General features: G+C 43.9%; 15 protein-coding genes and 2 pseudogenes. 8 read left to right on the top strand and 9 right to left on the bottom strand.

The annotated features are described in order from the left end of the window. A partial coding sequence (locus PN470_RS03845) for a pentapeptide repeat-containing protein (RefSeq protein WP_272103725.1) occupies window positions 1-537 on the bottom strand: 537 nt, incomplete at its 3' end. A gap of 274 nt (window positions 538-811) precedes the next feature. On the opposite strand from PN470_RS03845, the gene PN470_RS03850 reads away from it, so the two are divergent. Both PN470_RS03850 and PN470_RS03855 read left to right on the top strand, forming a co-directional pair. Beyond that, window positions 812-1,003 (top strand): hypothetical protein, encoded by a 192-nt coding sequence (locus PN470_RS03850; protein ID WP_271937065.1) that lies wholly within the window; start codon window positions 812-814, stop codon window positions 1,001-1,003. Between the two features lie 2 nt (window positions 1,004-1,005). Beyond that, complete coding sequence (locus PN470_RS03855) at window positions 1,006-1,689, top strand: DALR anticodon-binding domain-containing protein (protein WP_272103727.1); 684 nt, start codon at window positions 1,006-1,008, stop codon at window positions 1,687-1,689. A 129-nt stretch (window positions 1,690-1,818) separates the two neighbouring features. On the opposite strand, the gene PN470_RS03860 is transcribed toward PN470_RS03855, so the two are convergent. Continuing rightward, entirely contained in the window at window positions 1,819-2,649 is an 831-nt protein-coding gene (locus tag PN470_RS03860; RefSeq protein ID WP_002751676.1) for a hypothetical protein, read from the bottom strand. Window positions 2,650-3,014: 365 nt separating this feature from the next. Here PN470_RS03860 and PN470_RS03865 point away from each other — a divergent pair, with 365 nt between their 5' ends. Continuing rightward, window positions 3,015-3,509, top strand: coding sequence for a hypothetical protein (locus PN470_RS03865; RefSeq protein ID WP_002778834.1), 495 nt, complete (start codon window positions 3,015-3,017; stop codon window positions 3,507-3,509). 83 nt (window positions 3,510-3,592) lie between these two features. Here the strand turns inward: PN470_RS03865 and PN470_RS03870 are convergent. The 3 genes and pseudogenes from PN470_RS03870 to upp all read right to left on the bottom strand — a co-directional run. Further along, window positions 3,593-4,144: pseudogene (locus PN470_RS03870) on the bottom strand (IS630 family transposase); the annotation flags it as partial. A 311-nt stretch (window positions 4,145-4,455) separates the two neighbouring features. After that, window positions 4,456-4,743 carry a hypothetical protein gene (locus PN470_RS03875; RefSeq protein ID WP_002750958.1) on the bottom strand — a complete coding sequence of 96 codons (288 nt, stop codon included), beginning with the start codon at window positions 4,741-4,743 and terminating at the stop codon, window positions 4,456-4,458. Window positions 4,744-4,757: 14 nt separating this feature from the next. Next, a complete protein-coding gene (gene upp / locus PN470_RS03880) occupies window positions 4,758-5,411 on the bottom strand; it encodes a uracil phosphoribosyltransferase (RefSeq protein ID WP_016516455.1) in 654 nt (217 codons plus the stop codon). A 449-nt stretch (window positions 5,412-5,860) separates the two neighbouring features. Here upp and PN470_RS03885 point away from each other — a divergent pair, with 449 nt between their 5' ends. Beyond that, window positions 5,861-6,076: an NAD(P)H-quinone oxidoreductase subunit O gene (locus PN470_RS03885; protein WP_036397110.1), complete on the top strand. Its 216-nt coding sequence runs from the start codon at window positions 5,861-5,863 to the stop codon at window positions 6,074-6,076. 25 nt (window positions 6,077-6,101) lie between these two features. Next, window positions 6,102-7,079, top strand: coding sequence for a malate dehydrogenase (mdh, locus tag PN470_RS03890; protein ID WP_271937076.1), 978 nt, complete (start codon window positions 6,102-6,104; stop codon window positions 7,077-7,079). A gap of 126 nt (window positions 7,080-7,205) precedes the next feature. Here mdh and PN470_RS03895 read toward each other — a convergent pair whose 3' ends face one another. The 4 genes from PN470_RS03895 to PN470_RS03910 form a co-directional block, all read right to left on the bottom strand. Further along, entirely contained in the window at window positions 7,206-8,333 is a 1,128-nt protein-coding gene (locus tag PN470_RS03895; RefSeq protein ID WP_002750967.1) for a THUMP domain-containing class I SAM-dependent RNA methyltransferase, read from the bottom strand. A 675-nt stretch (window positions 8,334-9,008) separates the two neighbouring features. Further along, on the bottom strand, window positions 9,009-9,635 hold the full coding sequence (locus tag PN470_RS03900) for a TetR/AcrR family transcriptional regulator (protein WP_002747032.1): 627 nt from the start codon (window positions 9,633-9,635) through the stop codon (window positions 9,009-9,011). 225 nt (window positions 9,636-9,860) lie between these two features. Further along, window positions 9,861-10,283 carry a hypothetical protein gene (locus tag PN470_RS03905; protein WP_016516458.1) on the bottom strand — a complete coding sequence of 141 codons (423 nt, stop codon included), beginning with the start codon at window positions 10,281-10,283 and terminating at the stop codon, window positions 9,861-9,863. Next, a complete protein-coding gene (locus PN470_RS03910; protein ID WP_002747030.1) occupies window positions 10,276-10,494 on the bottom strand; it encodes a hypothetical protein in 219 nt (72 codons plus the stop codon). Before PN470_RS03910 ends, PN470_RS03905 begins: the two co-directional genes overlap by 8 nt. 206 nt (window positions 10,495-10,700) lie before the next feature. On the opposite strand from PN470_RS03910, the gene PN470_RS03915 reads away from it, so the two are divergent. From PN470_RS03915 to PN470_RS03925, 3 genes and pseudogenes are all read left to right on the top strand, one after another. Beyond that, the gene (locus PN470_RS03915; RefSeq protein ID WP_002738440.1) at window positions 10,701-11,177 is read left to right on the top strand and encodes a YbjN domain-containing protein; all 477 of its coding nucleotides are present in this window, start codon (window positions 10,701-10,703) and stop codon (window positions 11,175-11,177) included. Continuing rightward, window positions 11,140-11,901: a lipoate--protein ligase family protein gene (locus PN470_RS03920; protein WP_002778839.1), complete on the top strand. Its 762-nt coding sequence runs from the start codon at window positions 11,140-11,142 to the stop codon at window positions 11,899-11,901. The genes PN470_RS03915 and PN470_RS03920 overlap by 38 nt, the downstream gene beginning before the upstream one ends. A 325-nt stretch (window positions 11,902-12,226) precedes the next feature. Continuing rightward, window positions 12,227-12,364 (top strand): annotated as a pseudogene (locus PN470_RS03925) (photosystem II D2 protein (photosystem q(a) protein)); the annotation flags it as partial.

Here is a 12,364-nt window from a genome sequence, read left to right on the forward strand (position 1 = left end):
TACGGCTCCGGCTACGGCTCCGGCTCCGGCTCTGGCTACGGCTAGGGCTAGGGTTACGGCTAGGACTCCAGCTACGGCTCCGGCTAGGGCTAGGGCTACGGCTAGGGCTACGGCGAAGACTACGGCTAGGGCTACGGCTAGGGCTCCGGCCAAAATATTTTTACGCCAAGTGACAGCGCAAAAACAGATGAGAAGAATTAAGATTGACCAACCAGCAACTTGATTTTCTGTACTGGATGAATCAAAAATTAAGCCCACCAGATAAGCGGCTGCGGAGGAAAAAAAACTCGAAACCACAATTAACACCAAAGCCAACCCCAGCAAAATCATCAGCCACCGCTTCGGCAATCCCGCCTTCGCCCCCGCAAACTTCACCCCCGTCAAATTCGCCCGACTAAAATTTGCCCCGCGTATATCACAACCACTGAAATCCGCCCCTGTTAAGTCCGCACCGCGAAAGTTACCACCCCGCAAGGATTCCCCCCGGAAATCCCGTCGCCCGTTTTTGTACTGCTCAATAACTGCCGCTGCCTTCATCGCCTACGAAATTGCCATACTATGCCCTCAATCTTACTGCAATTTAGAAAGCGGGTTTCCTGAGAGAATCCGATTGATAATCGCATCCCACTAAGCGCTTCGGGATTCTTGGTTCAACGAGTCCACATTCAAAAACCTGGCATTTTTATGGGCAATCGCGTCAGGTTCCACACCTCGCGTTCTAGAATATAGCGTTTTTCAGTCTGCTGAGGTACAAAAGTTATGGGTTTTAGGCAAAAGGCAAGAGGCAAAAGGCAAAGGAGAAGAAAAACAGGTGTACCTCACTAGATTAGGAAACGCTATATATCTGGATTTCTCCCATAGATATCTACTACAATATCCGAAAACTGGCTCTTCTGGTGTTTATGTGGAAGGAAGAAGAATAGGGATAATTTGGGTGCATCTCAATTTGGTGGAAATATCTAGAGGACGTTTTGGGCGCACGCAACTACGTTTACCCTTCTGAGTATGAATTTTATCTGCAATCACCCCTCGATCGAGCATTGTTTAAAACAACAATTAATTAATCTTTTTCCAGAAAAAAACCATAAATTAACTTTCTATCGTTGCCAAAAAACTGATAGTATCCTCTATCGTTCACCTCTGTTTTATTATTTTACACCCGCTCAATGTCAAACCATATTTAACCATTTAATCGCCCTTTTTCCACAAATTCAGCTTAGGGAAGGATGGCTAGAATTATTATTAGATCAGCAATTTTTGTCCTTTTGGTTACTGAAACTAAACGATTCAATTGATAAATTTTTCTCTGATCAGCTTCCTCTCCATCCCGAAGGAGAATTTTTCTTTTTATTTCAATATACCCACGCTCGCTATTCTAGTTTGTTACAACTGCTCAATCGGGAAAAAATTAGATTAACCGAGTCAGAACTATTATCATGGCATCATCCCGCCGAAATAGCCTTAATCCTGCAAATTTTAACCGTTTGCGATTGTTGGGAAGGCCAGAAACTCTATCCCCTAACTGCGAATTTGTGCGAAGCGATGCTCAATTTTGAGCGTAACTGTCGCATTATCGGAGAATCAGCCCCAATTCAGCAATCGAGATTAATCCTGATTAGCGTCAGTCAAAAACTACTTAACCGTCTTCTCCGTCAAAAATGGCAACTGCTGCCGATGACGGAACTATAAAAATATTAACTTTTGTGAATTTAGTGGACAAAACCATCAGCTTATGATAGATTTTAATTAGTGTGAGGAGCGAACCAGAATAGAGAGCCGAGACGAAACATGGACAGTCGCCGGCTCTCTTTCTGTTGTTCAGGAATTATCTTTTTCTTGGCGATATTTAATAAAAGTGGGCAAATCAACCCGAAAAGAGGAATATTTCGGGGAAGGAGAGATGATAGGTGCGGGCCAATCCCTGTCTTTCTTATTTAAGGATTCTACTGGCTCAATAGTCTCTAATTCCGCTACAAAATCATCGATGGGAGCCACTTCATCGTTTTCTTGATTCTCTGTCTGAGACCAAGGCTCGATCGCAGCTGCCTTGTCAACAATGGCTAAATCTGGGGAAAAATTGCGATCGCTACCGCGCTGGAAATACTGGGCCAAGGCCGCTTTATACTGGAGGGTGTAGCGTTGCTGACGTTGGAGACGGGTGCGTAATTCCTGCAATTGCTGGTCATAGTTGCACAGTTTTTGGCTTTTTTCCTGATAACTTTCCTGAATTAAGGCACATTCTCGCTCTAAACGGGCTAATTGTTGGCGCGTGCGGGTCAATTCTGCGGTCAAATTGGCAATAATCATCGGTTGCCGTTGTTCTGCTTGACGATACTGTTCGATTTCTCCTAAAGCTCGCTGTAATTGTTGCTTTTCGTATTGCAGTTCCTCGTTTTGCTGCTGGATTAGGGTATCGCAACTTTGCCAGCGACGATGTTGCTCGGCTAACCGCGATCGCAGTTCCGCCAGAGCTTGCTCCCGTCGCCAGATCTCCGCTTGTAATTCTTGATTTTGTTGACGTAAATGAGAGGATAGAGCTGCCCAATCTGTCTCATCTGTTGATTGACTCTCATGCTCGACAATTTCAGCAGTGATGACAGTATCCGCATGGGTGAGATGATCGAGGTACAGGTCGGAATTATCGTTCATAAAAGCCAAAGGATGAGGAAACCTAGAAGTTTAGAGACGTTAAAAGCCTTCTATCGTTCCAAAAAAAAATGGGAACCGCATTGTTAGAGACTGCCGCGCGGTTCCACTGCCGATCCTTAAGAGGAGAACACTATAAATAACCATAAGCTTATTAGGAATTTTTGTCAATACTTAATGAGAAGTTTTTTCAATAAGTTGGAGAGGAGAGGGGAATCGACTAATTCCTAGATAGCTATAGTGCGGGGTATCTGGCCCGGATCCAGGGAAGAATTAGCCACAGCAAAATTGACACAAGCACTGGTCGAGCGGGTTAGCGGCTCGATATGCTTCAATAATCCTATAGTTTTTATTTTCCTTGTCGTATCATGCCACGTCCCCCGAAGAAAACCCCTAGCACCCCTGAACCTCCCGAAGAGCCAATTAAAACCACTCCTCCCCTACAACCTCTACAAATTATTAAAAAGGGTTCTAGGGCTGCAGTACCCCCCAAACCTCCAGAAACCCCTCCAGAAATAATTGAGGAAAAACCAGCCGAGGAAACGGTAAAATCAGCCAGTAGTGAGATAAAATCTCCTCTCCGTCCCCGTTTCGATTCGGCTCCTCCATTCCGAAAACCGATTCCCAAAGCAGAAATTCCCGTCATCGAAAAAGCGACGGGAGCTAATGGCGAAGTATTTAATCTGACCGATTCTGTCCTGATTACTGAACCTTTTGGTACTCGTATTCCTGCTATTATCGATAGTTTTTATGCCGATGATCAAGGCGAAATCTGGGCGCGACTCAAACCAGTGGAAGTTAATCCCGATTGTCGCTGGGAACAGGCCTGTATTCGCTCTCAGGGTTTGGTAAAGGCCGAGTAAGACAGTTATCAGTTATCAGTTATCAGTTATCAGTTATCAGTTATCAGATTTGAGTTTTAAGTGTGCAGTAAGCTGTTCGTAATTTAAATTGCGTTAACAGAATTACCCTTGTTTTTCAACTTGCGATCCCACTTAATAATTAGACCTCCTTCATTTATAAAGTTGATGTAAAAGAGATTCTAATTCTTCAACTGATTTAAAAAGTCGATGAGCGATAAATTCTTTTGTCGAGTGCCAGAGCAATTCAATGATATTTAAATCTGGGCTATATGCGGGTAAACACTCTAAAATTAAGTTGGGCATATTTTCAGCAATTTTACCAACAACATCCGTTTTTTTGTGAACACTAGCATTATCGAGAATCAGGACAATCTTTCGACCCTTTTCTCGAAAATCCTCCTCTTTATTCCCCGCTTCCACCCATTCTTTAATGATTTTTGTATAAAAAACTTTTACCACTTCATAAAAAGTTTCTCAATTTCCTTTTTTGATGAATTCTACGAATCTTTTTTTATCGGAATATCTCACTCCTCCCATCCCATTTACTCGACCACCTCTTCTTTGTCCGCTAACTTTTTTTTTGCTTTTTTTCCCCATGTTTTTCTTCTCATGACTCTTAAACTATAGCTTTTTTCAGTCTGCTGAGGTACAAAAGTTATGGGCTTTAGACGAAAGGAAAGAAGAATAGGTGTACCTCACTAGCTTAAGAAACGCTATATTCTGAATGAAAACTTGAAGTTTTACTCTTAACTCAAAACTCTTTAGATATGCTTTAATTTAGTTATCAAAATCTCTTTATTTAAGCGGCACAAACTGTCTCAATTTTGATAATTGAGAATAAATTCTCCTTGATTTGATTAATGTTTGGCAACTTTTAAGAAGCGGCTATACCTATCCCTAACTCAAAGTTATATAAAGGTTTTGAGATTTATTCAGCCAACCCTATTTAATGATCGCTGCCGTTTTCCTGTACCGATCCTAACTGTTGACGCACATCATCGATCGCTAGATTTAACTGGGCAATTTTATCTTCTAAACTGCGGCGGGCCATTTCCATACCTTCCTCTGGAGTCAAGCGCCCATTGCGGATCTCCTCCAAAAAAGACTGATTATCACCATCTGCTAAAGCGCGACGGCTGCGATTAGCCAACACTGTCCCCAAAACACCGCCCACTAAACCACCGACAATCGCACCAGCCAAAAAACCGCCCGCAAACCCATCTCGCTGACTCATAATCCATTTTTCTCCTAATAGGTTCCAAAAGCTCGATCGCCGGCATCGCCCAACCCCGGCACGATGTAACCGCGGCTATTTAATCCTTCATCGATAATAGCCGTATAGATGTTCAAGCTGGGATAATTCTGACTCAATTTCTGTAAAGCCGGCGGGGCAGCCACCACGGAAATCAGGCGAATTAGGGCAGGATCAACGCCTCTGCTGGTAATTTCTGCCATTGCCGTTGAAATTGATCCCCCCGTGGCTAACATCGGTTCCAGAATTAACACTCTCGTGGCTGGATCAAAACTAGCCGGTAATTTATTTAAATAACAACTCACCTCCAGGGTTTCCTCATTTCTGGCTAAACCGAGATGATAGGTACTAGCTAGGGGTAAAAGACTTTGCGCCCCTTCCAACAGGGCTAATCCTGCGCGTAAAATCGGGACTACGGCGATCGGTACGCTAGGATCGATAAAAGTAGCGGGACATTCCGCTAGAGGGGTTTTAACGCTAGTTTCCAGGGTCGGCAACCATTGCCTGGCTGCTTCGTAGGTTAACCAGCGCCCTAGTTCCGTCATCGCTGTTTTAAACAGTACCGAGGGGGTATTTTGATCGCGGGCGATCGCCAGCCAATGCTTAACCAGAGGGTGTTCGGGAACATAGACGCGCAGTTGTAAAACCATGAAAACACGAGAACTCGATCGAGGGCTAAACTTTATCTTAAGCCAAAAAGCCATCAGCCCGGAATCAGTTATTAGTTTCTAAAGGCAAGGGGCGACAGGCACTCATGCACAAGAAAGAATCTGGCAATTCTCCCACCTAAAAACAAGGGTAAAAACTAAGTAGGTAGGTATTGAAAACTTTCAGATGCCCCCCTTATTAAGGGGGGACTAAGGGGGGATCGGCACCCTCCTTAATAAGGGGGGGGATCGAACCTAAAATCCATTTTTAATTTAATTATAACCAGCCACCTAAGTACATCAAAGCTTTGAGCCTAACCAATTAGGTTTTAGATTCGGCCTTTGGTATTAGTCATCAGTAAACCGATGACTGAAAAAAGCTCTTGTCAGAGGTCTGCCCGAATATGTAACAATTTATGGGGGAAACTCCCAGCAAATTCAACGAGAAAAACATGGCAGCTACAATTAAGAAAGGAGCTTTAGTCCGCGTGGTGACGGGAAACCTAGAAAATAGCCTCGAAGCCCTAGCCAGCGATCGCCGTTTACCCAGTTATATGTTCGACTCGACAGCAGAAGTCTTGGATGTAAAAGATGATTATGCTTTGATTAAATTCTGTGTTCCCACCCCCAGTGTGTGGCTAAAGCTCGAACAACTGGAACCCGCCTGATGAGGAATTGCCTCATCCATAAACCATGGTTGACTTCTACGATACACTCATCCCCTGTCAATCGCCCCGAGTCTCGGTTATTGGTGCTGGCAACGTCGGACGCACCCTGGCCCAACGCATCGCCGAAAAAAACCTCGCCGATGTGGTTCTCCTCGATATCGTCAATGGTTTGCCCCAGGGTATTGCCCTAGATTTGATGGAAGCTCAGGGTATAGAACTGCACGACAGCGAGATTATCGGCACTAATAACTACGAAGACACGGCAGGCTCGGATATTGTCGTGATTACGGCCGGATTAGCCAGAAAACCGGGCATGAGTCGCGATGATCTCATGAATGTTAACGCCAAAATTGTCGTCGAGGCCGCCACTAAATGCCTCAGGTATTCTCCGGAAGCCATTTTTATTGTCATCACTAATCCCCTGGATGTGATGACCTATCTAGTCTGGCAATCGACCGGTTTACCCCCCCAAAGAGTGATGGGAATGGCCGGAGTCCTCGATTCTTCCCGTTTACAAACCTTTATCGCCATGGAATTGGGGGTTAGTACCGCCGACGTTCATGCTATGGTTTTGGGTGGTCACGGTGATTTAATGTTGCCCCTACCCCGTTACTGTACCGTCAGTGGTGTGCCGATTACCGAATTAATGGACGAGATAACGATTAATCGTTTAGTGGAGAGAACTCGCAACGGTGGGGCTGAAATCGTCAAATTACTGCAAACTGGCGGCGCTTATTATGCCCCTGCTTCCTCTGCCTGTACCATGGTCGAGACGATATTGAGAAATCAATCCCGTTTACTGCCGGCGGCAGCCTATCTTAAGGGTGAATACGGTTTACAGGATGTCTATCTGGGGGTTCCCTGTCGCCTAGGATGTCGGGGTGTGGAAAGTATTCTGGAAGTGCGTTTGACCGATGCTGAACGTCTGGATCTACACACTTCCGCTGCCTCAGTTCGTCAAAATGTTCATTTAGCTCTTGACAGTCTCAAGGTTTTGATGTAGTTAAACTGCCCGCGAATTTAAATTACTGGTTGAGATGAGGCAAGAGGCAAAAGGCAAGAGGCAAGAGTAAAGGGATGGGGGGAGATTCGACTAATCTAAGAATAAGCGGCTTAAATGCGTCTTAGCTTAATACAACTCATATTTTAAGAGGGTACAGGGCAAAGAACCGTTATACAAGGGAGTGCGACGGGAAGAACGCAGACCGATTTGTTTAGTCAGTTCTTTGTTTCCCGATAAAATATAGGCTGTCCAACCCTTAAACCTCTGTTTTAAGACATCACCGAAGGATTTATATAAGGCCCCTAATTCTTCGGTATTGCCCAATCTTTTGCCGTAAGGGGGATTACAGAGAATAATCCCTCGATCGCTCGTCGGTTCTAAGTCGGTGATGCTTTGCAAGCTAAAATTAATATAGTCCTGCACTTGACAAAAATAGGCGTTATCCTCGGCCTGATGCAAAACCTCGTAATCGGCATCACTAGCATAAATTGGCGCATTTAGCTGAAATTTTTGTTTTTCTTTAGCTTCCTGAAGCAAAGATTGCCATAAATCCGGTTGATAGTCTGGCCATTTCTGGAATCCGAACTGGGAACGGGATAAACCGGGGGCAATATTTAAAGCTTTTAACGTCGCTTCGATGACAATGGTTCCCGAACCACAGAAAGGGTCCAAAAGCACCATATCATCCTGCCATGCTGATAATTCTACCAAAGCAGCGGCAAGACTTTCTTTCAGAGGTGCGACTCCCATGGCCCGATGATACCCGCGACGATGTAAACTGTGGCCAGAACTATCTAAACTAAGCACACAGCGATTTTTCTCGATATGAGCGTTAATTTGCAGGTCGGGGTTTTCTGTATCCACAAAAGAACGGGGATTGCCCTGTTGACGCTGTTGGTCGATAATAGCGTTTTTGATGCTTAAAGCGGTGTAATGGGTGTGATTGAGGCGATCATTCGTTCCCGTACATTGTACCGCTAAAGTTTCCTCACTGCTGAGATAATCTCGCCAATCAATGGCTTGAATACCATCATACAGTTCCTTCCCATCCCCACAGGGAATTTCGGCAATGGGAACCAAAACCCGAAAAATAATTCTTGACCAAAGATTGACTCGATAGAGTAGGGAGATATCCCCCTGAAAATGGACTCCGGTGAATACTGGTTTCACTTCTTTGGCCCCTAGGAATTCTAATTCCCTAGCGGCAATTTCTTCTAGTCCCCTAGCGGTGGTAGCAAAATAGGATCGAGTCATTTCAGTTATCAGTTATCAGTTATCAGTTATCAGGTTTCAGTTTTCAGTTTTCAGTTATCAGGTTTCAGTTTTCAGTTTTCAGTTATCAGTTATCAGTGACTAGCGCTGGTCGTTGGTAGCTTGAAATCAGAAAGATTTTAATTTTTATCCCCTTGTAAATTCCTATCTCATTCGTTCTTTCTTTATCTTGCAGGTAGTTGGCGATCAAATCAAGTTTTTGTTAGGAAATATTAAGGGTTTCTCTCAATCAAGACTAGACAGCATTCTCTGAGAAAATAATGTAGGCGCTCATCATCATTCTTCTCTCGAGTTGCCTGAGCTATATTTGCTAGTTCTGTTTCTCCTATCTCTATATTATCCAGCCAACGCTCAAAATCTCCTCTGTCCATGTGTTCTTTAAATTTATTGGGATTATCTATAGATAATTCGAGTAATTCTGGGATATTGTTAACGACTTTTACTTCACCATTGTCTAAGTTAAAGAGGTCATTCTGTTATTCTTACTTCCCCTCCCGACGACCGGCTACTGACTCCTGACGACCGACTCCTAACCCCACCAATAAACTTTTTGCCGTAAACCCTACTTAAGTAAGCTAAAAAGGATTTTAACCGCCTATCCTTAGATTAGCTGTCTCGGAGTCTCGGAGTCTCGACTAGGAAATTAATTTTGCACGACTACTTAACTAACACTCCATTCAGAAAAATTTCGGCAATACCTTCGGCCATTTCTTGTAAAGCTAAGGGGGAAGCATTACTATCTAAAATAGTTTCACTAGAAAAACCGGCAATTGCGAACATTCCTAGAAAAACCTGGGCTACAATTTTCGGATTCATGGGACGATAGATACCACGATCGATCGCTGTTTGAAAAAAAGCCTCAGCCACATCGGTCATTTTAGCAATTACCTCCGATTGAATCCGCTCTTTTAATTCGGGGTGAAATTGTGCCTCTATAAAACAAACTCGCAATAAATCGCTATTTTCTCGCATTCTCAACACCCTACGTCGCATCACCTGCGCTACCGCTTTATAACTGCCCATTTCGCTCAATTCCGTCAGCAAGTCGGTGAGAATGTCCACCCATCCCCTAGTGGCCACTTCGATTAAAATCGCCTTTTTGTTGGGAAAATAACGAAATAAAGTTCCTTCTGCCACATTTGCTTTTCCTGCTAGGTCTTTGGTCGTGGTTCCTTCATAACCCTTAGCGGCAAATAAACGTAAAGCGGCCTGTAGAATACGACTACGGGTATCTTCTTCCCCAGAATTGGTCTCAGTTAGGGAACGTTGAAAAAGACTTTGCATAATTATTGACAGCTAGAACGGGATAGAGCCATTGTCATCGATCAAGTTAGGTGTTTACTCAAATGCTTCATAAAATTTTGAGTAATTGGGATTAGAGATTGTTCGGTTATCGTTCCGCAGACTTCCCCAGAAATCAAGCTAGAAGCTTGTCCACCTAGCTAAAATCTTAATGAGTTTCATACGGTCGCTGTGCAAGCGGATAGTTAGACCGTAGCTCACCCCTTTTTATACAACCGTTCTGGGGCGAACTGCAAATTCAGACTGCGAACGGGAAAAACAAACATCAAACTCAAAAAGGAAATTAGCCTGCCCCAAAATTAAAGGTGTACTAGGAGCTTGAGTCCAGGCAAATGCTAGATTAACGGTGGGGAATGGGTTAACTTGGCCTTCAACAACGACGGCACGAGCTTGACAATGGGCTAAGTTCCCAGCCAAGATAACCGAAAGATTTTCATTCTCCCAGATAAAGCCTAGTTGTAGGCCCAACTCGTAGGGTAGAACGTTGACACTTGCTCCCGTATCAATCAAACCTTCGGTGTTTAAGGAGCGCCCATTCAGACCCAGCGTTATAGGCACATATGGCATTCGGTCAACCATGCTGGAACTGGTGTCAATAATTTTGTAGGGAAATTTTTGACCATCAAGCATTCTGTTCTTTTTGTTTTGTAGCCAGAAGGTTCATTAAGGTGTTGGCCGCTTCAGAACAGCCATAGGGAGACCAGATTGGGTACTCTTGACCTTCTACAAAAAAGTCTCCGTTCTCTTCTTTGACAAGCTCAGTGGCCAAGAATTGCATTAGTCGCAGCTTGTCAATTTTTGAAAGTTCCTGGATTTGAGATTTGAGTTCAGCCAAGGACATTTTGAGAGCCTCTTTTCTGAAATTTGGTGGCAAGGTAATGATACTGGCTTCTGGTTCAGGTACAGACCAGCAATCAATATTCTACCATCCAGACTGCTGAAAAATATCGTCAGTGCTGGGTTGTAACCAGTATTTTCCCCGATTTTTTTGACTTTTTACTTTTCTCTTGGGATAAGATTGTGATCGATCGAGTTCAGGGAATTTTTATGACCACAGAAAGTTTAGCGACTTCAGAAGCAATAGAGTCAATGACCGATGAATTTCTGGCTAGTACGAGCAGTCACCAAGAAATGATTGAAATGGTTATTTCTACTCTGCAGCAGAATGATACTGCTATGGTACAACATACAGAAAAAGGTTATCTGTGGAAGTTCCAGTATGGTAGCGTTGAGGTATTTGTGCAGTTAACTGGGGAAAGCGATGATGATTTTCTCACGGTGTGGTCTTCTGTGCTGAAATTGCCTGTTCAGGATGAATTGGGATTAACCCGCAAGTTATTAGCGATGAATTGTGCCGAAACCTTTGAATCTCATTTTGCCATTATGAATGAGCAGGTGGTGGTGATTTCTCAGCGTACGGTGGCCGATTTGTCTCCCGGGGAGATTTCCCGAGCAATTACTCTCGTGGCGACGGTAGCAGATAATAATGATGAAATGTTACGAGAATCCTTTGGTGGCAGCTAAAATTTGGCGTTATATCCCTCCAATTATCTCATCGGCAGAGCTACAAATGGCGATCGATTCTTGGTTACTAGAACAACACCGTTGTGGTCATCATCCCCCGACTCTGCGTTTTTATCAATGGTCGCCCCCGGCTATTTCCTTGGGCTATCATCAACGGCAATATCCCGATTTTTGGCGTGATTTGACTTGGCAAGGTCAAAAAATCTCCCTAGTTCGTCGTCCTACTGGTGGCCGGGCCGTACTACATCAGGGGGATTTGACTTATATGGTGGTAAATTCGGGGATGAAGGGGAATGTTAGGAAAGTTTACTGTCAAATCTGTCAATTTTTAATCACAGGCTGGCAAAATCTCGGTCTAGAATTGTCCTACGGTGCTGCCGGCCGGGGATATATCCATTCTGCTAACTGTTTCGGTACAGCCACCGGTGCGGATTTAGTCGATAATTGGGGAAATAAATTTATTGGGAGCGCCCAACTGCAACGGGGTTCCTCGGTTCTCCAACATGGTTCGATGGTGTTAGAGCAAGATAATTCGCTGTTTGAGCAAGTTTTCGCCAGTGCTGCCCCTCAAAAGCTCAATTTAGCCCCAGATTTGACCCTAGAGACAATTATCGCTACCCTGAAAACCGCCGCCGAGGAATGCTTTGATTGTCAATTGCTAGAGCAACCCCTAGAGGATTGGGAATGGCGATCAATTAAAAAAATGAATATAAATACTCATTGACAAAAAAGTTTTTGTGTGTATAAAAAATCAATTATGAGTCAAGTTGTATAGATTTGTAATTTTTTGCTAATAATAGTTAAAGGTAGATAGAGGCCGCAAGGAACCAAAGTCTTACCGAACTCGAAATTATTGTCTAGCTTGTGCTAGTTTAAGAAACGTTAATCTTTTACAGTTTGTGAGGATTAACGAGCGATCGCAGCTAGTTTAGTTAAGCTAATCCAGTCAATCGATCGCGCCATCTTATAAGACAATGGGAGTAATCCCAGACTCAAAAAAGTTAAGAAATCTTGCCCGTGATTTCAGTTAAGCAAGAGGAAAAATACCCATGACCATTGCTGTCGGACGCGCCCCAGAAAGAGGGCTGTTTGATGCTCTCGATGACTGGCTCAAAAGAGACCGTTTCGTCTTCATCGGTTGGTCTGGTTTACTACTCTTCCCCTGCGCCTTCATGGCCCTAGGTGGA

This window comes from Microcystis sp. CS-574, from assembly GCF_028329095.1.
In the GTDB taxonomy this organism is placed as follows: domain Bacteria; phylum Cyanobacteriota; class Cyanobacteriia; order Cyanobacteriales; family Microcystaceae; genus Microcystis; species Microcystis ichthyoblabe_A.

What these genes read in the sequence shown, in the direction of transcription:
- PN470_RS03855 (WP_272103727.1), top strand. Translation starts at nt 1,006, where the DNA reads ATGAATTTTATCTGCAATCACCCCTCGATCGAGCATTGTTTAAAACAA.
- PN470_RS03860 (WP_002751676.1), bottom strand. Translation starts at nt 2,649, where the DNA reads ATGAACGATAATTCCGACCTGTACCTCGATCATCTCACCCATGCGGAT.
- PN470_RS03865 (WP_002778834.1), top strand. Translation starts at nt 3,015, where the DNA reads ATGCCACGTCCCCCGAAGAAAACCCCTAGCACCCCTGAACCTCCCGAA.
- PN470_RS03875 (WP_002750958.1), bottom strand. Translation starts at nt 4,743, where the DNA reads ATGAGTCAGCGAGATGGGTTTGCGGGCGGTTTTTTGGCTGGTGCGATT.
- upp (WP_016516455.1), bottom strand. Translation starts at nt 5,411, where the DNA reads ATGGTTTTACAACTGCGCGTCTATGTTCCCGAACACCCTCTGGTTAAG.
- PN470_RS03885 (WP_036397110.1), top strand. Translation starts at nt 5,861, where the DNA reads ATGGCAGCTACAATTAAGAAAGGAGCTTTAGTCCGCGTGGTGACGGGA.
- mdh (WP_271937076.1), top strand. Translation starts at nt 6,102, where the DNA reads ATGGTTGACTTCTACGATACACTCATCCCCTGTCAATCGCCCCGAGTC.
- PN470_RS03895 (WP_002750967.1), bottom strand. Translation starts at nt 8,333, where the DNA reads ATGACTCGATCCTATTTTGCTACCACCGCTAGGGGACTAGAAGAAATT.
- PN470_RS03900 (WP_002747032.1), bottom strand. Translation starts at nt 9,635, where the DNA reads ATGCAAAGTCTTTTTCAACGTTCCCTAACTGAGACCAATTCTGGGGAA.
- PN470_RS03905 (WP_016516458.1), bottom strand. Translation starts at nt 10,283, where the DNA reads ATGCTTGATGGTCAAAAATTTCCCTACAAAATTATTGACACCAGTTCC.
- PN470_RS03910 (WP_002747030.1), bottom strand. Translation starts at nt 10,494, where the DNA reads ATGTCCTTGGCTGAACTCAAATCTCAAATCCAGGAACTTTCAAAAATT.
- PN470_RS03915 (WP_002738440.1), top strand. Translation starts at nt 10,701, where the DNA reads ATGACCACAGAAAGTTTAGCGACTTCAGAAGCAATAGAGTCAATGACC.
- PN470_RS03920 (WP_002778839.1), top strand. Translation starts at nt 11,140, where the DNA reads ATGATGAAATGTTACGAGAATCCTTTGGTGGCAGCTAAAATTTGGCGT.